This window comes from Pseudomonas paeninsulae, assembly GCF_035621475.1.
GTDB classification, from domain to species: Bacteria; Pseudomonadota; Gammaproteobacteria; order Pseudomonadales; family Pseudomonadaceae; genus Aquipseudomonas; species Aquipseudomonas paeninsulae.
In genome coordinates this window covers 1,080,110-1,101,188 of the sequence record NZ_CP141799.1, presented here as the reverse complement: position 1 = coordinate 1,101,188, position 21,079 = coordinate 1,080,110, and the positions used below count along the sequence as shown (strand labels likewise).

General features: G+C 64.1%; 22 protein-coding genes. 15 read left to right on the top strand and 7 right to left on the bottom strand.

The window, feature by feature from the left end; translation table 11 throughout:
• The first annotated feature begins 114 nt into the window (after nt 1–114).
• Together VCJ09_RS05025 and VCJ09_RS05020 are read left to right on the top strand one after the other, a co-directional pair.
• A complete protein-coding gene (locus VCJ09_RS05025; protein WP_079200864.1) occupies nt 115–1,032 on the top strand; it encodes a dihydrodipicolinate synthase family protein in 918 nt (305 codons plus the stop codon).
• A 66-nt stretch (nt 1,033–1,098) separates the two neighbouring features.
• Nucleotides 1,099–2,682, top strand: a complete 1,584-nt coding sequence (locus VCJ09_RS05020; RefSeq protein ID WP_324733384.1) for an aldehyde dehydrogenase (NADP(+)) — start codon at nt 1,099–1,101, stop codon at nt 2,680–2,682.
• Between the two features lie 262 nt (nt 2,683–2,944).
• On the opposite strand, the gene VCJ09_RS05015 is transcribed toward VCJ09_RS05020, so the two are convergent.
• The 4 genes from VCJ09_RS05015 to VCJ09_RS05000 all read right to left on the bottom strand — a co-directional run bounded on the left by VCJ09_RS05015 (nt 2,945) and on the right by VCJ09_RS05000 (nt 5,244).
• Nucleotides 2,945–3,952: an Ldh family oxidoreductase gene (locus VCJ09_RS05015; RefSeq protein ID WP_324733383.1), complete on the bottom strand. Its 1,008-nt coding sequence runs from the start codon at nt 3,950–3,952 to the stop codon at nt 2,945–2,947.
• A gap of 102 nt (nt 3,953–4,054) precedes the next feature.
• Nucleotides 4,055–4,528: a WbuC family cupin fold metalloprotein gene (locus VCJ09_RS05010; RefSeq protein ID WP_324733382.1), complete on the bottom strand. Its 474-nt coding sequence runs from the start codon at nt 4,526–4,528 to the stop codon at nt 4,055–4,057.
• Between the two features lie 4 nt (nt 4,529–4,532).
• Nucleotides 4,533–5,090: a hypoxanthine-guanine phosphoribosyltransferase gene (locus VCJ09_RS05005; RefSeq protein ID WP_079200860.1), complete on the bottom strand. Its 558-nt coding sequence runs from the start codon at nt 5,088–5,090 to the stop codon at nt 4,533–4,535.
• A 28-nt stretch (nt 5,091–5,118) separates the two neighbouring features.
• Nucleotides 5,119–5,244, bottom strand: a complete 126-nt coding sequence (locus VCJ09_RS05000) for a hypothetical protein (RefSeq protein WP_324733381.1) — start codon at nt 5,242–5,244, stop codon at nt 5,119–5,121.
• A gap of 98 nt (nt 5,245–5,342) precedes the next feature.
• Between VCJ09_RS05000 and upp the strand changes: the two genes are divergently transcribed.
• Together upp and VCJ09_RS04990 are read left to right on the top strand one after the other, a co-directional pair.
• A complete protein-coding gene (upp, locus tag VCJ09_RS04995) occupies nt 5,343–5,981 on the top strand; it encodes a uracil phosphoribosyltransferase (RefSeq protein WP_079200859.1) in 639 nt (212 codons plus the stop codon).
• 2 nt (nt 5,982–5,983) lie between these two features.
• Entirely contained in the window at nt 5,984–7,249 is a 1,266-nt protein-coding gene (locus tag VCJ09_RS04990; RefSeq protein WP_324733380.1) for a uracil-xanthine permease family protein, read from the top strand.
• A gap of 93 nt (nt 7,250–7,342) precedes the next feature.
• Here the strand turns inward: VCJ09_RS04990 and VCJ09_RS04985 are convergent, their stop codons facing one another.
• The 3 genes from VCJ09_RS04985 to VCJ09_RS04975 all read right to left on the bottom strand — a co-directional run bounded on the left by VCJ09_RS04985 (nt 7,343) and on the right by VCJ09_RS04975 (nt 10,896).
• Nucleotides 7,343–8,674, bottom strand: coding sequence for a spinster family MFS transporter (locus VCJ09_RS04985; protein ID WP_324733379.1), 1,332 nt, complete (start codon nt 8,672–8,674; stop codon nt 7,343–7,345).
• A 280-nt stretch (nt 8,675–8,954) separates the two neighbouring features.
• Complete coding sequence (hemH, locus tag VCJ09_RS04980; RefSeq protein ID WP_324733378.1) at nt 8,955–9,977, bottom strand: ferrochelatase; 1,023 nt, start codon at nt 9,975–9,977, stop codon at nt 8,955–8,957.
• A 16-nt stretch (nt 9,978–9,993) separates the two neighbouring features.
• Nucleotides 9,994–10,896 carry a TIGR01777 family oxidoreductase gene (locus tag VCJ09_RS04975; RefSeq protein WP_324733377.1) on the bottom strand — a complete coding sequence of 301 codons (903 nt, stop codon included), beginning with the start codon at nt 10,894–10,896 and terminating at the stop codon, nt 9,994–9,996.
• A 199-nt stretch (nt 10,897–11,095) separates the two neighbouring features.
• Here VCJ09_RS04975 and VCJ09_RS04970 point away from each other — a divergent pair, with 199 nt between their 5' ends.
• From VCJ09_RS04970 to VCJ09_RS04920, 11 genes are all read left to right on the top strand, one after another.
• Complete coding sequence (locus VCJ09_RS04970; RefSeq protein ID WP_324733376.1) at nt 11,096–12,082, top strand: NAD(P)/FAD-dependent oxidoreductase; 987 nt, start codon at nt 11,096–11,098, stop codon at nt 12,080–12,082.
• The gene (locus VCJ09_RS04965; RefSeq protein WP_324733375.1) at nt 12,079–12,321 is read left to right on the top strand and encodes a TIGR02450 family Trp-rich protein; all 243 of its coding nucleotides are present in this window, start codon (nt 12,079–12,081) and stop codon (nt 12,319–12,321) included. The genes VCJ09_RS04970 and VCJ09_RS04965 overlap by 4 nt, the downstream gene beginning before the upstream one ends.
• A 256-nt stretch (nt 12,322–12,577) precedes the next feature.
• Nucleotides 12,578–13,546: a YbgA family protein gene (locus VCJ09_RS04960; RefSeq protein WP_324733374.1), complete on the top strand. Its 969-nt coding sequence runs from the start codon at nt 12,578–12,580 to the stop codon at nt 13,544–13,546.
• 2 nt (nt 13,547–13,548) lie between these two features.
• On the top strand, nt 13,549–14,499 hold the full coding sequence (locus tag VCJ09_RS04955; protein ID WP_324733373.1) for a MerR family transcriptional regulator: 951 nt from the start codon (nt 13,549–13,551) through the stop codon (nt 14,497–14,499).
• Entirely contained in the window at nt 14,496–15,944 is a 1,449-nt protein-coding gene (gene phrB / locus VCJ09_RS04950) for a deoxyribodipyrimidine photo-lyase (RefSeq protein WP_324733372.1), read from the top strand. The genes VCJ09_RS04955 and phrB overlap by 4 nt, the downstream gene beginning before the upstream one ends.
• Complete coding sequence (locus VCJ09_RS04945) at nt 15,941–16,363, top strand: nuclear transport factor 2 family protein (RefSeq protein ID WP_324733371.1); 423 nt, start codon at nt 15,941–15,943, stop codon at nt 16,361–16,363. The genes phrB and VCJ09_RS04945 overlap by 4 nt, the downstream gene beginning before the upstream one ends.
• Complete coding sequence (locus tag VCJ09_RS04940) at nt 16,360–17,118, top strand: SDR family NAD(P)-dependent oxidoreductase (protein ID WP_324733370.1); 759 nt, start codon at nt 16,360–16,362, stop codon at nt 17,116–17,118. Before VCJ09_RS04945 ends, VCJ09_RS04940 begins: the two co-directional genes overlap by 4 nt.
• Nucleotides 17,115–18,365, top strand: a complete 1,251-nt coding sequence (locus VCJ09_RS04935; protein WP_324733369.1) for an NAD(P)/FAD-dependent oxidoreductase — start codon at nt 17,115–17,117, stop codon at nt 18,363–18,365. Before VCJ09_RS04940 ends, VCJ09_RS04935 begins: the two co-directional genes overlap by 4 nt.
• Complete coding sequence (locus tag VCJ09_RS04930; RefSeq protein WP_324733368.1) at nt 18,365–19,177, top strand: DUF1365 domain-containing protein; 813 nt, start codon at nt 18,365–18,367, stop codon at nt 19,175–19,177. The genes VCJ09_RS04935 and VCJ09_RS04930 overlap by 1 nt, the downstream gene beginning before the upstream one ends.
• Nucleotides 19,164–20,438 (top strand): cyclopropane-fatty-acyl-phospholipid synthase family protein, encoded by a 1,275-nt coding sequence (locus tag VCJ09_RS04925; RefSeq protein ID WP_324733367.1) that lies wholly within the window; start codon nt 19,164–19,166, stop codon nt 20,436–20,438. The genes VCJ09_RS04930 and VCJ09_RS04925 overlap by 14 nt, the downstream gene beginning before the upstream one ends.
• Nucleotides 20,431–20,958 carry a DUF2878 domain-containing protein gene (locus VCJ09_RS04920; protein ID WP_324733366.1) on the top strand — a complete coding sequence of 176 codons (528 nt, stop codon included), beginning with the start codon at nt 20,431–20,433 and terminating at the stop codon, nt 20,956–20,958. Before VCJ09_RS04925 ends, VCJ09_RS04920 begins: the two co-directional genes overlap by 8 nt.
• Nucleotides 20,959–21,079 lie beyond the last annotated feature (121 nt).

The following is a 21,079-nucleotide window of genomic DNA, read 5'->3' as shown; positions in this document are numbered from 1 at the left end:
ACACACGCGCAGTACACCGGAAAATACCCGCGCCACCGAGCAAGTTTGTCTGGTATTTTTCCGCACAAAAGATATCGTATACGAAATACACTAATCACAAGCGGAGACACAACCATGAGCAAGCGCGTCAACTGGAGCGGGGTATTCCCTGCAGTCACCACTCAATTCAACCCTGACTTCTCGGTAAACCTGGAGCAGACCCACAAGGTGATCTCCAACCTGGTGCGCGACGGCGTATCCGGCCTGGTGGTCTGCGGCAGCGTCGGCGAAAACACCTCGCTGACCATCGAGGAGAAGATGGCCGTCACCGAAGTGGCCAAGGACGCTTCCGCTGGCCGCGTGCCGGTGATCTGCGGCATCGCCGAGTTCACCAGCGCCGGCGCCGCCAAGGTGGCCAAGGCGGTTGAGCGGGTCGGCGTCGACGGCATCATGGTGATGCCCGCGCTGGTCTACTCCTCCAAGCCACACGAGACCGCCGCGCACTTTCGTAGCGTCGCCACGGGCACCGACCTGCCGGTGATGGTCTACAACAACCCGCCGATCTACAAAAACGACGTCACCCCGGAGATCCTCATCTCCCTGGCCGACATCGAGAACGTGGTGTGCTTCAAGGACAGCTCCGGCGACACCCGTCGCTTCGTCGACGTGCGCAACCAGGTGGGCGATCGCTTCATCCTGTTCGCCGGCCTCGATGACGTGGTCCTGGAAAGCATCGCGGTCGGCGCCGAGGGCTGGATCTCCGGCATGTCCAACGTGTTTCCCAAGGAAGGCGAAACCATCTTCCGCCTGTGCAAGGCCGGCCGCTTCGACGAAGCCATGCCGATCTACGAATGGCTGATGCCGATCCTCCACCTCGACGCCCGCCCGGACCTGGTGCAGTGCATCAAGCTGTGCGAGGAAATCGCCGGGCGCGGCAACGCCCTGACCCGCCCGCCACGCCTGGCCCTGCAAGGCGAGGACCGCGCCCACGTCGAGACGATCATGGCCAAGGCCATGGCCAACCGCCCCGCTCTGCCGGATGTCGGCCTGTAGGCCTCTGCCCCCCAGCCAACAGCGCCACGCTCGGCGACGAGCGCGGCCTTCAACGGAGGACCCCGCATGGCGGAAATTCTCGGTCACAACTACATCGCCGGCCGCCGTAGCGCCGCTGGCAGCGAAACCCAGCAGAGCATCGATGCCACTACCGGCGAAGCCCTGCCCTACCGCTTCAGTCAGGCCACAGTTGCTGAAGTGGATGCCGCCGCCAAGGCCGCCGCTGCCGCTTACTCGCAGTTGCGCAGTCTGCCGGCCAGCCGCCACGCCGAGTTTCTCGAGGCCATCGCCGACGAAATCGATGCCCTGGGTGAGGACTTCGTTGCCCTGGTGTGCCGCGAAACCGCCCTGCCTGCAGGACGCATTCAAGGCGAACGTGGCCGCACCAGTGGGCAGATGCGCCTGTTCGCCAAGGTATTACGCCGAGGCGACTTCTACGGTGCACGGATTGATGGTGCCCTGCCCGAGCGCCAGCCGCTGCCGCGCCCGGATGTGCGTCAGTACAACATTGGCGTCGGCCCGGTCGCAGTGTTTGGCGCCAGCAATTTTCCGCTGGCGTTCTCCACCGCTGGTGGCGACACCGCCGCAGCGCTAGCGGCAGGCTGCCCGGTGGTATTCAAGGCGCACAGCGGCCACATGGCCACAGCGGAATGTGTGGCCGATGCGATTATTCGCGCCGCCGAAAAAACCGCCATGCCCGCTGGCGTGTTCAACATGATCTACGGCAATGGTGTCGGTGCCGACTTGGTCAGGCACCCACTGATTCAAGCCGTCGGCTTTACCGGTTCCCTCAAGGGCGGCCGGGCACTGTGCGACATAGCCGCTGCTCGCCCACAGCCGATCCCGGTGTTCGCCGAGATGTCGAGCATCAACCCGGTGCTGCTGCTGCCGGCCGCTCTGCAACAGCGCGGCAGCAAAATTGCCAGCGAACTGAGTGGGTCCGTGGTCCTTGGCTGTGGCCAGTTCTGCACCAACCCGGGCCTGATCATCGCGATTCGCTCAGCTGAATTCAGCGCATTCCTGCAAGAATTCAGCGCCCAGATGGCCGCACAACCGGGGCAGACCATGCTCAATGCCGGCACCCTCGACAGTTACCGTCGCGGTCTCGACAGCCTCCTTGCGCACCCTGGCATCGAACATCTGGCCGGCACCCGGCAAACCGAAAGCCAAGCCCAGCCGCAACTGTTCCAAGCGGATGTGAACTTGCTGCTGAATGGGGACGAACTGCTCCAGGAAGAAGTGTTCGGCCCGACCACGATTGTGGTCGAAGTGGCGGACAAGACCGAGCTGCTGGCAGCGCTGCAAGGTTTACACGGACAGCTGACCGCCACCCTGATCGCCGAGAATGAAGACCTCGCGCCCCTCGCTGACGTAGTGGCGGTGCTTGAGCAGAAGGTCGGCCGGGTGTTGTTCAACGGCTACCCAACGGGTGTGGAAGTGTGTGACGCGATGGTGCATGGCGGCCCTTACCCTGCCACCTCGGACTCACGCGGCACCTCGGTGGGCAGCCTTGCCATCAACCGTTTCCTGCGGCCGGTGTGCTACCAGAACTGTCCTGATCAATTGCTTCCGCAAGCGCTGCAAGACGCCAACCCACTGGGAATTGCCCGCTTGGTTGATGGCCTGATGCAGCGCCCATCCATGACCTGAAAAGTGTCGGCTAGGAAATAGATGGATGCTTTGCCCCGGCTCAATGAGTCGGGGCTTTTTTAGCTTGCGGAAGGTGGGTCGGGCCGCGCAGGTTAGGCGCTAACCACGTCCTTGTCGGTTGGCGATTAGTTGGCTGCGTAGTAACCCACCCAAGCAGCCGATACCGCCTGGTGGGTTACCCGACGCGCAGTTGCCGAGACGCACCTTCACCCCGCGATGCGTCGCTAACCTACCCAGACTTCATCCAGCCGAACAGCCGTAACTAGCCGGCAATCAGCGCCTTGAGATCGTCATACAAGGCCTGGGGAATCTGCACGCCCTGCTCGGCGCTGCGCGCTCGGGCCTCGTAGCGGCGCTGTGACGGCAAGCGCGCGCCCTGGCCCTGGATATTCTCGAACATCGCCTCGGCCCGAGCCAGATGTTCATCGGTGGCATCACCGAGAAAGCGCCGTGGATCAATCACCACGATCAGTTCACCGTGATAGGGCGATGACTTGCTGCCCGCGTCATAAGCCAGTGATTCCGCACTGGTCAGATCACCAATCAGCGGGCCGGCAATCAGCTCCACCATCGCCGCCAGTGCTGAGCCTTTGTGCCCACCAAAGGTCAGCATGGCGCCGTTCATGACCGCCTCGGCATCCGTGCTCGGCTGACCATGCTGGTCAATCCCCCAGCCCAGCGGAATGGGCTTGCCCGCACGCCGATGCAGCTCAATCTCACCACGGGCAATCGCACTGGTGGCGAAATCAAAAATAAACGGGTTGTGCCCGGCACGTGGCCAACCGAAGGCAATCGGGTTGGTGCCGAACACCGGCTTGCTGCCACCTGCCGGTGCCACCCAGGCATGGCTTGGGGTAAAGGCGAATGCCACCAGACCGGCCTCGGTCAGCGCCTCGATCTCGACCCACAATGCCGAGAAGTGCACACAGCGATTAATCGCCAGCGCGGCGATTGCGCAATGCCTGGCCTTTTCAACCAGTACCGGCAAGCCGGCCTGAAACGCCAGCTGAGAAAAGCCACCTTTGGCATCCACCCGAACCAGCGCCGGAGCCTGATCGATAACTTCCGGTTCGGCGTCTGCAACGACCTTGCCTGCCTTCAGCGAGCTGACGCAGCCCAGCAGCCGATACAGGCCATGGGATGCACAGCCATCACGTTCTCCCGCCAGCACCGTAGCGGTCACCGCCTGTACATGCGCCTCACTGAAGCCGTTGCTGCGCAAGATGTCCTGCGCCAGTTCGCGTGCTTGTTCCAGGGTCAATCGAATCACGGTCAGCGTCCTCTAATAATCAGTGGTTAGAGTGGCGCCTCAGCGCTTGACCCGGCTTGACTCGTTTACCCGGACAGGATGACGAATTCGGCACAACAGTGCTCAGGCGAACTGCCCACGCATCCAGGCCAGATAGCCGGCGACGTCCGCGTCGCCTTCGCTCGGCGCCCAGAGCGCGCGCTCGCCCTCACCGACCGGCTGGTAGGGCCCGGCCTTGCACTCGAATAGAATACTGTCGGCGGCCAGCACCACCAGCGCGTGGAACACCCCGGGCGGCAGGTCGACGCCGACACAGTCGCCGCCCGCCTCGAGCACACGCGTGTCCAGCAGTTCGCCGCTGTCGCTGAAAATCAGCAGACCCAGACGCCCTTGCAGCACCAGCAGCGCTTCGGCTTTGTCCGCCGAGAGATGACGGTGCGGCGGAATATAGGTATCAGGCTGCAAGCCCACGGCCATGCGGTGGCAAGGCTCTTCCATCTGGTGGAAAATATGGTGTTGACGCTGGCGCGGGCTGGCCGCAGCCTTCCCGGCCAACTCAGTAAACAGGGCGCGATCGAGAAAGCGAGGTGCGTCCATGGGCTTACATGCCCTTGACCGCATAGATCCCGGCGGCGTTGCGCCAGTAGCCCTTGTAGTCCATGCCGTAGCCGAAGAGATAACGGTCGATACAGGGCAGGCCTACGTAATCGGCCTTCAGGTCGGGACGCGCCTTGCGGTCGTGCTCCTTGTCGATCAATACCGCGGTGTGCACCGCGCGGGCGCCGGCGTGACGGCAGAAGTCGATGATCGCGCCCAGGGTGTGCCCTTCGTCGAGGATGTCGTCGATGATCAGCACATCGCGGTCGATGAAGGAGATTTCCGGCTTAGCCTTCCAGAACAGCTCGCCGCCACTGGTTTCATTGCGATAACGGGTGGCATGCAGGTAGGACAACTCCAGCGGAAAGTTGAGCTTGGGCAGCAACTTGCCGGAGAAGATCAAGCCACCATTCATCACGCAGAACACCACCGGATTGCGCTCGGCCAACTCGCCATTGATCGCTGCGGCGACCTGGTCGATAGCCGCTTCCACTTCGGTTTCGCTGTACAGGCAATCGGCTTCCAGCATGACTTGGCGGATGTGCGCGAGATCGACGGGCATGGTCTTTCCTCTATGGGTGAGCGAACATTTAAACAGCACGAAAGCTGATCAATGCGTCAAAATAAAAGTCGGCAAAGGTAACCACCTGCCACGGGTGGAGCAAGCCCTGGCCGATAATCCGCAGGAAATACGCGAAATCGGCGACATTACCCATCAGATTCCTGCATGCCACCTGCGTCAGCGCGCCAGCAGCGCGAAGCCAATGTTAATCTAGCCTAATTTTTTTTTGCCAGCCCCGCCGGAGAACCTGCCATGCCCGTCCTCGAGATCCGCCACCCGCTGATTCGCCACAAGCTCGGCCTGATGCGTCGCGCCGACATCAGCACGAAGAATTTCCGCGAACTGGCTCAGGAAGTCGGCGCCCTGCTGACCTACGAGGCGACCAAGGATCTGCTCCTGGAGAATTACGAGATCCAGGGTTGGGCTGGCACCGTGCAGGTGGAGAAGATCGCCGGCAAGAAGATCACCGTGGTGCCGATCCTGCGCGCCGGCATCGGCATGCTCGACGGCGTGCTCAGCCTGATTCCCGGGGCCAAGGTCAGCGCCGTGGGCGTGGCGCGCAATGAGAAGACCCTGCAGGCGCACACCTACCTGGAAAAACTGGTGCCGGAAATCGACGAGCGCATGGCGATGATCATCGACCCGATGCTCGCCACCGGCGGCTCCATGGTGGCCACCATCGACCTGCTGAAGAAAGCCGGCTGCAAGGAAATCCGCGCCATGGTGCTGGTCGCCGCGCCCGAGGGCATCAAGGCGGTGGCCGATGCCCACCCCGAGGTGATGATCTTCACCGCCTCGATCGACGAACGCCTCAACGAGCACGGCTACATCATTCCCGGTCTGGGCGATGCCGGCGACAAGATCTTCGGCACCAAGCAGAAGGACGCCTGAGCATGCAGGAGCAGATGCAGGACGCCACCTGGCGACAGATCCTGGCCGGTTCGCAGATGCTCTTCGTGGCCTTCGGCGCGCTGGTGCTGATGCCGCTGATCACCGGCATGGACCCCAACGTGGCGCTGTTCACCGCCGGTCTTGGCACCCTAATCTTCCAGTTGGTGACCAAGAACCAGGTGCCGGTGTTTCTCGCCTCGAGCTTCGCCTTTATCGCGCCGATTCTCGCTGCCAAGGCCGATTTCGGCCTGCCGGCGACCCTCGGCGGCCTGGTCGCCGCCGGCGTCGCCTACATGCTGCTGGCCGGCGCGGTGAAGCTCAAGGGCACCGGTTTTGTCGACCGCCTGCTGCCGCCGGTGGTAATCGGCCCGGTGATCATGGCCATCGGCCTGGGCCTGGCGCCCGTGGCGGCGAACATGGCGATGGGCAAGGCCGGTGATGCCAGCGTGCAACTGGTGCCCTATGACATCGCCCTGATGATTTCCCTGCCGGCGTTGCTCACCACCCTGATCGTCGCCGTGGTCGGCCGCGGGATCTTCCGCCTGATCCCGATTCTCTGCGGGATTGCCGTCGGCTATACGCTGGCCTGGTTGTTCGGCGTGGTCGACTTCAGCCCGGTGGCCGCCGCACCCTGGCTGGCGGTGCCGAACTTTATCGCACCCGAACTGCACTGGGGGGCGATCCTGTTCATCCTGCCGGTGGCCATTGCGCCGGCCATCGAGCATATCGGCGATGTGCTGGCGATCGGCACCGTGACCGGCAAGAACTACCTGAAAGAGCCCGGCCTGCACCGCACCCTGCTCGGCGACGGCCTGGCCACCTCGGCCGCCGGCTTGCTCGGCGGCCCGCCCAACACCACCTACTCGGAAGTCACAGGCGCGGTGATGCTGACCAAGAACTTCAACCCCAAGGTAATGCTCTGGGCAGCGCTGATCGCCATGACCCTGGCCTTTATCGGTAAGTTCGGCGCCGCGCTGCAAAGCCTTCCGGTGCCGGTGATGGGCGGCATCCTCTGCCTGCTGTTCGGTTCCATCGCGGTGGTCGGCCTGAATACCCTGATCCGTCACCAGGTCGACCTGGCCGAGCCACGCAACCTGGTGATAGTCGCGGTGACCCTGGTGTTCGGCATCGGCGGCATGGTCATCGGCGCCGGCGATGTCAGCCTCAAGGGCATCTCGCTGTGCGGCATCATCGCCATCGCGCTCAACCTGCTGCTGCCGGGCGGCCAAGGCTGGCGCAGCAAGGCGCTCAACGAAGAGCAGCCCTAAGCCCGACAAGGCCCCGCGACGGCGGTAACACCCGCACCATTGCCGCGCGGCGGCCGCGCCGCGCGCCCAGTCAACGCAGCTGAACAACCCGCCTCAGGCCGACTGGAGTGCCCACTGCTGCACGCGCAGCACGCTGTCCCGGTAGGGTTTGAGGCTCATGCTCAGCAGCACGACCGAGCTACACACAGCCATGCTGCTGACGATCAGCAGCGAGTAACGCAGCGCCATGTCATCGGCGAAGACATAGTCGGTCACCAGCGCTACGGCGGTCGGACCGATGCCCAGGCCGATCAAGGTGATGACGAACAGGTAGATCGCCGAAGCCTGGCCGCGCATCGAGTTGGGCATGATTTCCTGGATCGCCGCCGGTGCCACGCCAAACGGCATGCTCAGACAGAATACCGACGGCGCCATCAGCACCGCCGCCCACACCCCACTGTCCATCAACGGAAAGCTCAACACACAAGGCACGGCGCCGATAGCGGCATACAGGCCGACGCGCATATTGGCGTCGCTGCTGCCGCGCCTGGCCATCCAGTCGGCCAGGCGCCCGCCGAAGAGGATGCCCAGGCAGCCGAATACCGCGACGATGCTGCCGTAGACGATGCCGACCTGGCCGGCATCCCAGCCATAGGTACGAATGAAGAAGGTCGGAATCCAGGCCGCGCTGCCGTAGCCGGCGAAGGCCAATCCGGCAAAGCCGAAGTTATGGCAGAGCACGGTGCGCTTGTTGGCGCGGATATAGCGGCCGACATCAGCCAGCGGCACCGCGACGCCGGCGCCGACGCCGCGCCGGGCCGGTTCCTTGACCGCCAGCATGAGCAGGGTGAAGAGCACTCCGGCGGCGCCGAGCAGCAGGAAGATCAACTGCCAGGGCCGCACTTCGCCCACTACCGGCAGCAGCACATCACCCTGGGCCGAGGCAAACTGGATGACCAGGCCACCGAGCAAAAAAGCCATGCCAGAGCCCAGGTAGACGCCCATCGAATAGACGCTGATGGCGGTGGCGCGGCGCTCAGCGGGAAAGCTGTCGGCGATCAGCGAATAGGCCGCGGGTGACAGCGCCGCCTCACCCACGCCCACACCGATGCGACAGATCAGGAACTGCCAGTACAACCTGGCCAGGCCGCAGGCGGCGGTAGCCGCGCTCCAAAACAGGATGCCGATGGCAATTACCCCACGCCGGCTCTTGGTATCGGCCAAGCGCCCCAGGGGAATCCCACAAACGGTGTAGAACAGGGCGAAGGACAAGCCCATCAGCAGACTCATCTGGGTGTCGCTGATCATCAGGTCACGGCGGATGGGCGCGACCAGCAGGTTGAGAATCTGCCGGTCGATAAACGACAGCACGTAGGCCACCATCAGAATGGCGACAGTGGCCCAGGCGCGGGAATTGGAGGGATAGCCGTTATTGTTGTTAGGCACTGGCGGTCTCCTCGGCACCGCTTACGCGATGCGCGACGGTTGAAAGTGCCGCCAGCTTAGGCCGATCTACACGGCAGTAAGTATCGCCAACAGGCGTTATCAACCAGGCGAATGCAGTGCCTCCCTTCGAACTGATAACCGCCCCGACACTCCTGGTGCCGCCGGCCAACCCCGAGCAAAGCGCGGCGCAATCCGCTGTAGCCGCCATCCCGGACCGCGCCAAGGTTTATCCTGGCCAGGTAGCACCGGCCCTGGGCATGAGCAGAGGATTAATGGCCGCTCACAGCAGCAACGGCGCCCGCTCGCAGAGGGTATTGAGCGCCACCGCCCAGCTCGGGTGATCGTTGAGGCAGGGCACCAGCTGCAGGCTTTCGCCACCGGCGGCCTGGAATTGCGCGAGGCCGCGATCGCCGATTTCCTCCAGGGTTTCGATGCAGTCGGCAACGAATGCCGGGCACATCACCAGCAGCTTCTTCACCCCCTGCCCGGCCAACTCCTCGAGACGGCTCTCGGTATAGGGCTCGATCCACTTATCCCGGCCCAGGCGCGACTGAAAGGACACCGACCACTGTTCAGGGCGCAGGCCCATGCGTTCGGCGAAGGCGGCGGCGCTGCGCATGCATTGCGCGCGGTAGCAGGTCGCAAGCACTTGCGGCGGCGCCGTAGCACAGCAATCGGGACCCTTGAGGCAGTGCTTGCCAGGATCGAGCTTGCGCAGATGGCGTTCCGGCAAACCGTGAAAACTGAGCAACAGGTGATCGAAGTCCTGCTCGAGGTAAGGCCTGGCGCTGTCGACCAGGGCCTCGAGGTATTCCGGCTGGTCATAGAATGGCGCCAATAGGGCGAAGTGCATGTCCAGGTTGCCCGCGCGCACCACCCGCTTGGCTTCCTCGATTACCGTGGTGGTGGTGCTGTCGGCAAACTGCGGATACAACGGCGCCAAGGTCACCTGCTTGATGCCTTGCGCCGCCAGACGCTGGAGCACCGTGTCGATCGACGGCTCGCCGTAGCGCATCGCCAACTCGACCGGGCCCTGGCTCCACTGCGCCTTCATCGCCTGCTGCAGGCGCTTGCTCAACACCACCAGGGGCGAGCCGTCCTCCCACCAGATCGACGCATAGGCATGGGCCGAGGCCGCAGGTCGTTTGATCAGAATCAGCGAGACCAGCAGCCGGCGCAGCGGCCAGGGTAGATCGACCACATAAGGGTCCATCAGAAATTGATTGAGGTAGCGCCGTACATCAGCCACTTCGGTCGACGCCGGGGAACCCAGGTTGACCAGCAGCAAGGCGTGATTGCTCATGAAAAATCCTTATCAGTCAGTGTCGACCCAGCAAATCCGCCAGGGCTAAATCCAGATCGGTGAAACGAAAACGAAAGCCGGCTTCCTGCAGACGCGCCGGCAATGCCCGCTGCCCCCCCAGCAACAGCCCCGCCAGTTCGCCGAAGGCCATGCGCAGGAGGAATGCCGGCGCCGGCAGCAGCGCCGGGCGATGCAACACGCGGCCCAGCGCGCGGGCGAAGTCGGCGTTGCGCACCGGCTCGGGAGCGCAGGCATTATAAGGACCGCTGGCCTGTTCCTGCTGCAAGAGAAAATCGATCAGGGCGATCTGGTCGGCGAGGTGAATCCATGGCATCCACTGCCGGCCATCGCCCACCGGACCACCGAGGCCCAAACGGAAGGGCAGCAGCAGGCGCGCCAGGAAGCCGCCGTCCGCAGCCAGCACCAGACCGGTGCGCACCAGCACCACCCTGATACCCAGGGCTTCGGCGCGCTGCGCCGTCTCCTCCCAGGCGCCGCACAACTGGGCGCCGAAATCGTCGGTAATCTGCGGGCTGTCCTCCTTCAGTTCGCGCTCGCCGCCATCGCCATACCAGCCCACCGCCGAGCCGGACAGCAGCACTCGTGGCTTCTGCTGGCGCTGCTGCAACCAGGCCAGCAGCTGCTCGGTGAGGGTGATCCGACTGGCCCAGAGCAGGCTCTTGCGCTTGCGCGTCCAGGGTCGGTCGGCAATCGGCGCGCCAGCCAGGTTGACCACCGCATCCAGCGCCTGATCGCCGATTTCGTCGAGCTGGCCGATGCCGCGCACCTGCGCCCCACACAATTCGGCGACCCGCTGCGGGGTGCGGCTCCACACCGTCAGTTGATGGCCCTGCTGCGTCCAGTGGCGACACAGGCCGCGACCAATCAACCCGGTCCCGCCGGTGAGCAATATGTGCATGGCATCCTCCTCGCATGGCGTGAGCCAACCTGATAACCATCAGTCTGGTTTATCAGAGGGCAACGTGCCTTTATTCCGGCTCAGGATTGTCTTTACTACAGAGAGGCACGATTGAAGCCGATAAGCCCTGTACATACAATCAATATTGTATAGGTTTTGTCTAAAGCGTAGCCTAGCGCTCTAAAGCAAGAGGTAGATCATGACCGCACCCATCGCCATCATCGGCACCGGCATCGCCGGACTGTCCGCCGCCCAAACCCTTCACGCCGCCGGACATGAGGTTCAGCTGTTCGACAAAAGCCGTGGCAGCGGCGGCCGCATGGCCAGCAAGCGCAGCGATGTCGGCGCCCTGGATCTGGGCGCGCAGTACTTCACCGCCCGCGATCGTCGCTTCGTCGATGTGGTTCAGCAATGGCAGGCTCGCGGCTGGGTCGCCGAATGGACGCCGAACCTCTATCACAGCCGCAACGGGCAACTCAGCGCCTCGCCAGACGAGCAGGTGCGTTGGGTCGGCAGCCCGCGCATGAGTGCCATTACCCGCGCCATGCTTGGCGCCTTGCCGGTGCACTTCTCCTGCCGGATCACCGAAGTATTTCGCGGTGCGCAGTACTGGCACCTGCAAGACGCCGAAGGGCAAAGCCACGGCCCCTTCAGCCATGTGCTGATCGCCGCTCCAGCATCGCAAGCCAGCAGCCTGCTGGCGGCCGCCCCGAAACTCGCCGGCGCCGCTGCCAGCGTGGTCATGGAGCCGACCTGGGCCGTCGCCCTGGCCTTCGCCCAACCACTGGATACCAAGGTCGACGGCTGCTTCGTGCAGGACAGCCCGCTCGACTGGCTGACGCGCAACCATAGCAAACCTGGCCGCGACGGCAGCCCGGACACCTGGGTGCTGCACGCCAGCAGCAGCTGGAGCAAACAGCACCTGGACATGCCCAAGGAGACGGTAATCGATCACTTGCACGGCGCCTTTGCCGAGCTGCTCGACTGCGCCATGCCTGCGCCCATCTTCAGCCTGGCGCACCGTTGGCTCTATGCCCGTCCTGCCAGCGCCCACCAGTGGGGCTCGCTGGCCGATGCCGACCTGGGCCTGTATGCCTGCGGCGACTGGTGCCTGTCCGGCCGAATCGAGGGTGCCTGGCTGAGCGGCCAGGACGCGGCGCGCAAACTGCTCGCGCACCTGCAATGAACAAGCGCGCAACCGAGGTGGCCAGCCACCGCCTCAACCCAGGCAAACTGCTGCTGTCCAAATGGACGGCGGTGCAGCCGCAAAATCGTGAGAAACACTTCCTGGTCAGCGAACTGTTCTGCGACGAACAGGGCCATGTGCTGCAGATCGAACTGCAGGCAGTGCTCAGCCAACGCTGCCAGCGCCTGGACTGGCGCGTGCTGGAAGATGCCATGAGCTGGCACATGGGCTGGAAGTAGCCCTCCCCCGATCAGCCTGCTGCTGCCGCGGCAGGTATGCGCACTACCTGCCTGCCGAACCCACCTAATCGCCCCCTCCTCATACCCTATGCCAGCGAGCCGCCGCCATCGCGCACCGCGGCGGCCGACACCTGCCCGACCAATAAAACCCGACAATAGCTGTACAAATAATTTGACTTGTACAAGCGCGCCCCTATGATGAACACAAGTTGTACATTTTTAACAATGTGTACAGGTAATCAACAGAGGTTGTGCCATGAAGCCGTCCCCAGTCGCCGCCAGCAAACCCAAACTCGCCATCAGCGCCTGCCTGCTGGGCGCTGAAGTGCGCTACAACGGCGGCCACAAGGAATCACGGCTGTGCAGCCGCACCCTCACCGAGTATTTCGATTTCGTCCCGCTGTGCCCGGAAGTAGCAATTGGTCTGGGTACCCCGCGCGAACCCATCCGCCTGGTCGGCGACCCCGCAGCCCCGCGGGCGGTGGGGACGCTACAGCGCGAGCGTGACCACAGCGAACCGCTGGCCGCCTACGGCGCGCAAATGGCCGAAGCACTGGACGATATCTGCGGCTACATCTTCATGCAGCAGTCGCCATCCTGTGGCCTGGAGCGGGTCAAGGTTTACCAGGACAACGGCCGCCCCAGCGAAGCCAAGGGCCGCGGCATCTACGCCGAGGCATTCTGTGCCCGGTGCCCGGACCTGCCGGTGGAGGAAGATGGCCGGCTCAACGACCCCATCCTGCGCGAGAACTTCATCACCCGCGTGTACGCCTACGCGCAATGGCAGCAACTGCTGCGCGACGGCCTGACCCGCAAGACCCTGCTGGACTTCCACTCGCGCTACAAATACCTGCTGATGGCCACCAACCCGCTGCAGTACAAGGCGCTCGGTCGCCTGCTCGGCAATCTGCACCAGCATGATCTGCAGCAGTTGGCGCCGCGTTACTTCAGTGAGCTGATGAGCGCGCTGAAGAAGTGCGCCACCCGGCGCACCCACAGCAACACGCTGCAGCACCTCAGCGGCTATTTCAAGCAAGCCCTGAGCAGCGCAGACCGCCAGGAAATGCAGCTATTGATAGGCCAATACCGCAACGGCGTCGTGCCGCTGGTGGTGCCCTTGACCCTGCTCAAACACCACTTGCGCCGGCACCCGGACGACTACCTGGCCATGCAGGTTTACCTGCAACCTCATCCAGAAAATCTCAGCCTGCGTAATGCCCTCTGAGCATGGATAACCTCACTCAGCGCGACTCGCCCGCAGCGGCCGGCGATGATTACCAGCACGCACTGGCCAAGGGTTTAAGGCCAATTCGCGAGGTTGCCCGGCTGACCGGCGTCAACGCCGTGACCCTGCGGGCCTGGGAACGCCGCTATGGCCTGATCGTGCCGCACCGCACGCCCAAGGGACACCGGCTCTACTCGGACGAACATGTGGCACAGATCCAGACCATCCTCACCTGGCTCAATCGCGGCGTCTCGGTTGGCCAGGTCAAGGGCCTGCTGCGCGCCAATCAGCCGGCGTTTGCCGACGCCACCTCGCAGTGGGACGAGAAGTGCCAGCGCCTGCAGGCAGCCATCTGCAACCTGGCCGAACGGCGCCTGGACGAGTGCTTCAATAGCGAACTGGCACTCTACCCGCCGCATACCCTGTGCCAACAGCTGCTAGTGCCACTGCTCGAAGCCCTGGAGTTGCGCTGGCGCGGCCAGTTCGGTGCCCAGGCCGAGCAGGTATTTTTCTACTCCTGGCTGCGCAGCAAGCTCGGCGCACGCATCTACCACAACAACCGCCAGCAGGGCGGCGCCCCTCTGCTGCTGGTCAATCTTTCCGACTTGCCGATGGAACCGGGACTGTGGCTCACCGCCTGGCTGGCCAGCAGCGCCGGCGCCGCGGTCGAGGTTTTCGACTGGCCAGTGCCACCGGCGGAGCTGGCCATGGCGATCGAACATATCCAGCCCAAGGCGCTGCTGCTGTATTCCAGCCAGGCGTTGCACAGCGCGCATTGGCCGCGCTTGCAGGCGGGATACGCCTGCCCGTGCCTGGTCATCGGCCCGGCTGCGCACATCCATCATCAGGAGCTGCAGGCCCTGACTCGGCACAACAGCGCGCTGGGCATGGCGCAAGACCCACTAAGCGCCCTGCAAATCCTCTCCGATCTCAACCTGTTGGACAGCCCATGACTACGCCACAACTACTATGGCTGCGCACCGATCTGCGGGTGCAGGACAACAGCGCACTGGCCGCGTCCATGGCGGCCGGGCCGACGGTCGCGCTGTTCCTGCTCAGCCCCGCGCAGTGGCAAGCGCATGACGATGCGCCGAGCAAGATCGATTTCTGGCTGCGTAACCTGGCCGAACTGAGGCGCGAACTGGCCGTGCTCAACGTGCCCCTGCTGGTGCGTCAGGCCGACGACTGGAGCGCCGCACCGCGGGTAATCGCCGAGCTGTGCCAGCAGTTGCAGATTGCCGCGGTGCAGGTCAACGAGGAATACGGCGTCGACGAAAGTCGTCGCGACCAGGCGGTGGCCCAGGCTCTGGACGCGCTCGGCATCGACTTCCACAGCCACCTCGATCAGCTGTTGTTCAGGCCCGGCAGCGTGCTGACCAAGTCTGGCGGCTACTTCCAGGTCTACAGCCAGTTCCGCAAGGTCTGCTACCAGCGCCTGCACAGTGCCCTGCCCGCGCTGATCAGGCGCCCGGTCGCGCAAGCGCCGCTGCATATCGCCAGTGACCCGGTGCCCGATGCAGTGCCTGGCTTTAGCCAGCCCGACGCCAGCCTGCGCCAGCTCTGGCCGGCCGGCGAACAGGAAGCCTACAGACGCTTGCTCGACTTTGCCGACGAGCAGATCAACTACTACCAGAGCGAGCGCGACTTTCCAGCCAAACCCGGCACCAGCCGCTTGTCCGCCTACCTCGCCGCCGGTGTGCTGTCGCCACGCCAGTGCCTGCACGCCGCCCTGCAAGCCAATCAGGGCGAGTTCGACAGCGGCAACAACGGCATCGTCACCTGGATCAACGAACTGCTCTGGCGCGAGTTCTATAAACACATTTTGGTCGGCTACCCGCGCGTCTCCATGCACCGCGCCTTTCGCCCGCAAACCGATGCACTGGCCTGGCGCCAGGCGCCGGACGAACTGGCCGCCTGGCAACAGGGTCGCACTGGTTTGCCGATCATCGATGCGGCGATGCGCCAGCTGCTCGCCACCGGCTGGATGCACAACCGCCTGCGCATGGTCGTGGCGATGTTCCTGAGCAAGAACCTGCTGATCGACTGGCGCGAAGGCGAGTGCTTCTTCATGCGCCACCTGATCGACGGCGACCTGGCGGCCAACAATGGCGGCTGGCAGTGGAGCTCATCGACCGGTACCGACTCCACGCCCTACTTCCGCATCTTCAACCCGCTCAGCCAATCGCAGCGCTTCGACCCGGATGGCCGCTTTATCCGCCACTGGCTGCCGGAGTTGGCCGGCTTGAACAACAAGGACATCCACAACCCAGCGGCCCTGGGCGGCTTGTTCGGCGTGGCGGATTACCCGCGACCGATTGTCGACCTCGCCAGCAGCCGCACTCGCGCCCTGGCAGCCTTCAGACGCCTGCCGCATCTGGCAAAGGAGACAGCAAAATGAGCGACTTCCTGCGCCAATTCGCCCAGGTCTTCGAGACCTTGAACAAGGACAACCTCGAGCGCCTCGGCGAGTTGTACAGCGACGATGCACTGTTCCGCGACCCCCTGCATGAGGTGCGTGGGCTGGCCAACATGCAGCGCTATTTCGCCGAGATGTACGCCAATGTCAGCGAACTGCGCTTCGACTTCTACGGCTTCGATCAGGTGCGCCCAGGCGAAGGCTACCTGCGCTGGACCATGAGCTACCGCCACCCGCGCCTGGCCGCCGGCCAACTGATCCGCGTGGAAGGCTGCTCGCACCTGCTGTGGACCGACAAGGTCCATCAGCACCGTGACTTCTTCGATGCCGGTGGCCTGCTCTACGAGCACCTGCCAGTACTCGGCCAGCTCATCCGCTGGCTGAAAAGGCGACTGGCATGAGACGCATCTGGCTCACCGGCGCCAGCAGCGGCATAGGCGCGGCGCTGGCCGAACTGCTGCTGCAACGCGGCCATCGCCTGGCGCTCAGCGCGCGCACGGTTGCCCCCTTGCACGCCTTGGCCGAGCGCTACCCAGGACAGGTGTTGGTCGCCCCCGGCGACCTCAGCGACGCCTCCCAGGTACGGGTAATTGGCGAACGCATCGCCCAGCACTGGGGAGCACTGGACACCGTGATCCTGAATGCCGGCACCTGCGAATACCTTGAGGTGCAGAGCTTCGAAGCCGCGCTGATCGAGCGGGTGGTGCGCGCCAATCTGTTCTCCGCCAGCTACTGCATCGAAGCGGCGCTGCCACTGCTGCGCCTGGGCCATCAGCCGCATCTGGTCGGGGTCGGCAGCTCGGCGACCTACCTGCCGCTGCCGCGCGCCGAGGCCTACGGCGCCTCGAAGGCCGGCCTGCGCTACCTGCTGGAAGCGCTGCGCATTGACTTGGCGGCCGAGGGCATCGCCGTCACCGTGGTCAGCCCAGGCTTCGTCGACACCCCGCTGACGCAGCACAACGACTTCCCCATGCCAATGCGCTGGCCGGTGGACAAGGCCGCCCGGCATATCGCCGAGCGGCTGGAGCAGCGGCCGTTCGAGATCGCGTTTCCCTGGCAGTTCATTGCCATCCTACGGCTGCTGGCCCACCTGCCCAAACGTCTGCAAGTGGCCATCGGCAAGCGCATGGCCCGTACTTCCAAGGACAACCCATGAGAATCGCCATTATCGGCAGTGGCATCGCCGGCTTGACCAGCGCCTACCTGCTCAATCGCAGGCATGCCATCAGCGTGTTCGAGGCCGGCGACTGGGTGGGCGGCCATACGCATACGGTGGACGTCGAAGTCGATGGCCGCCAGTACGCAATCGACACCGGTTTTATCGTATTCAACGACTGGACCTACCCGAACTTCATCCGTTTGCTTTGTCAGCTCGGCGTCGGCTTCACACCCACCGAGATGAGCTTCTCGGTGAGTGATCCGCGCAGCGGCGTGGAGTACAACGGCCACACCCTCAACAGCCTGTTCGCCCAGCGCAGCAACCTGCTGTCGGCGAAGTTCTTCGGCATGCTGCGCGACATCCTGCGGTTCAACCGCGAGGCGCTGGACGACCTGCAGCACAACCGCATCGATGCCGTCACCAGCCTTGGCGAGTACCTGAAGCAGCGCGGTTACGGCGAGCGCTTCATCCAGCACTACATAGTGCCGATGGGCGCGGCGATCTGGTCGATGTCACTGGCCGACATGCTCGGCTTTCCCCTGCAATTCTTCGTCCGTTTCCTCAGCAATCACGGCCTGTTGTCGATCAATCAGCGTCCGCAGTGGTGCGTGGTCGAGGGCGGTTCGCGCAGCTACGTGGCGCCCTTGTGCTCCTCGTTCAAGCAGCACATTCGCCTGAACTGTCCGGTGCTACGGGTCGAGCGTGACGAGCACGGCGTCACCCTGCATACCCACGCCGGCCGCCAGTATTTCGACAAGGTGGTATTCGCCTGCCACAGCGACCAGGCCCTCAAGTTGCTCGCCCAACCCTCGCCGGCCGAGCGGGAGATTCTGGGTGCCCTGCCCTATGCCGACAACGATGTGGTGCTGCACAGCGACACCCGCCTGCTGCCCAAACGCCCCCTGGCCTGGGCCAGCTGGAACTATCGCCTGGGTGGGCCGAGCGATCAGTCGGCAGCGGCGGTGACCTACAACATGAACATCCTCCAGGGCATTCAGAGCGACACCACCTTCTGCGTCAGCCTCAATCAGACGGCGCTGATCGACCCGAGCAAGATCCTCGCGCGCTATCGCTACGCCCACCCGCAATACAGCCTGGCCGGCATGGCGGCGCAGGCGCGCTGGGAAGAACTGCTCGGTGCCCAGCACAGTTATTTCTGTGGCGCTTACTGGGCCAACGGTTTCCATGAAGACGGCGTGGTCAGCGCCCTGCGCGTGGCGCACGCCTTCGGCGAGGTGCTGTGATGAACAGCGCCCTGTACAGCGGCTGGGTGCAGCACCGGCGCTTCGCCCCCAAAACGCACGCTTTCCGCTACCGCATGGGCCTGCTCTATCTGGACCTGGACGAGCAGCAGCAACTGTTCGACCTCTCGCCCCTGGCCGGCAATGGCCGCTGGGCGCCCTTTGCCTTTCGCGAGACGGACTACCTGCCGCAATTTACCCGCGCCGGGGTCAGCCTGAGCGATGCCGTGCGCCAGCGGGTCGGCGCCGCCCTCGGCCACACGCCGCAAGGCTCTATCTGCCTGCTGACCCAGCCGCGCAGTTGGGGGCTGGCCTTCAATCCGGCGAGTTTCTTCTACTGCCATGACGCCGACGGCCGCCTGACCGCGATCCTCTGCGAGGTGAGCAATACCCCGTGGCGCGAGCGTTACCACTATGTACTGCCGGCAGACGGCGCAGGCCATCAACACTTCGCCGTGGCCAAGGCCATGCATGTCTCGCCCTTTCTGCCGCGCGAGCTGGAATACCGCATGGCCTTCAGTCCGCCTGGCGAACGCCTGGGTATCCACATGGCCGATTGGACGACCGCCGACCAGGGCGCCACCAAGCTGTTCGACGCCAGCCTCAGCCTGCAGCGCAGCGAGCTCGACCGCGCCAGCCTGCATGCCTACCTGCGCAGTTTTCCCTGGATGACCGGCAAGACCGTCGCGGCCATCTACTGGCAAGCCCTGCGCCTGCTACTCAAGCGCCTGCCCTTATTCAGTCATCGAGTCGCGCAAGGTGAATGCCGTGTCGCTCGCCCAGTATCCAAGGATGTGCCCCATGAAAAGCTCTAGCCTGTCATCCGCGAAAACCTCGGTGCGTGCCGGCAGCGGCATTGGCGCCAACCTGCTGCGCCGCGCCGTACTGCGCCAACTGGGTCAGTTGCGCCACGGCCACCTGCGGCTCATCGACGGCGATGACTATCTGGAGTTCGGCGATGCCGACGCCAGCCTGCGCGCCGAAATCAGAGTGATGGATGGTGCGCTCTGGGGGCTGGTCGCCGGCAACGGCTCGATCGGCGCGGGCGAGGCCTATATCCACGGCTATTGGAGTTCCCCCGACCTCACCGCGGTGATCCGCGTGTTCGTCAGCAACCTGGATCTGCTGGACGCAATGGAGCGTGGCCTGGCCCAGTTCGGCCGGCCCTTCGTGCAGAGCCTGCACTGGCTGAACCGCAATACCCGCAAGGGCTCGCGCCAGAATATCGCCGCCCACTATGACCTCGGCAACGAGTTGTTCGAGCAATTGCTCGACCCGACCATGATGTACTCCGCCGCCATGTTCGCCAGCCCGCAAGACAGCCTGGAGCAGGCGCAGCTGAACAAACTTGAGCGCATCTGCCAGAAGCTCGCGCTCAAGCCCAGCGACCACCTGCTGGAAATCGGCACGGGCTGGGGCAGCATGGCGATCCATGCCGCCACTCATTACGGCTGCCGGGTGACCACCACCACCTTGTCGCAGGAACAGTACGCCTACACGCAGCGGCGGATCGCCGAACTCGGTCTGGGCGAGCGCATCACCCTGCTGCTGGAGGACTACCGCGACCTCAGCGGCCAGTATGACAAGCTGGTGTCGATCGAGATGATCGAAGCGGTCGGCCACCGCTTCCTGCCGACCTACTTCAAGCAGTGTGCGCAGCTGCTCAAAGCTGACGGGCTGATGCTGCTGCAAGCCATCACCATCCGCGACCAGCGTTACGAGCAGGCGAAGCGCAGTGTCGACTTCATCCAGCGCTACATCTTCCCCGGCGGCGCGCTGCCCTCGGTGCGGAAAATGCTCGAGATCATCACCACCAAGACCGATATGAACCTGCACCATATGGAAGACTTCGGCCTGCATTACGCGCGCACCCTGCGCCTGTGGCACGCCAACCTGCACCAGTCTCGACACAAGCTCGAGCAGCTCGGCTACGACGAACATTTCTATCGGCTCTGGGAGTTCTACCTGTGCTATTGCGAGGGCGGCTTCATCGAGCGCACCATCGGCACCGCGCAATTGCTGCTGGCCAAGCCAGCGGCGCAACCGCAACCCCTGCTAGGAAAACTCGATGCCTAAACTGATCGCCAACGCCCTCCTCTTTCAGCTCGGCTGGTTCGCCTGCGTATTCGGCGGCGACAGCCCGTGGCTGCTGCTAGCCGGGGTGGCATTGGCGGTGCATCTGCTCTGGGTCAGCAGTTGGGCCGCCGAGGGCAAACTGCTGCTCAGCGTGTTTCTCGCCGGCAGCGCCCTGGATAGCTTCTTGCTAAACCTCGGGCTGTTCGACTTCGGCGAGCCGCGCAACCTGATCCCGCTGTGGCTGGCCCTGCTCTGGCTGCTGCTGGCGACCACGCTCAACCATTGCCTGGCCTGGACGGCCCGGCCCTGGTGGCGCGCCAGCCTGCTCGGCGCCTGCGCCGGCCCGCTGTCCTATTACGCTGGCGCCCAGCTTGCCGGCGTCGGCATGCCGTACGGCACCTGGCAAACCCTGCTGTTGCTCGCGGCGATCTGGGCGCTGGTGCTGCCCGTGCTGCATGGATTCGCCAGACTCTACCGCAGCCAATATGAGCACAGCGTCCGCGCGCGCCAATCGAGGTAGGGTGGGAACCGCGCCGCGTTTTCCACCAACGGCAACCCGGCAAGAACCGCTTGGTGCATCGCGCGGGAACAAGAGCGCGATTCACCCTACGTCGACAGCCGAACAACCGGGAGGCAGACAT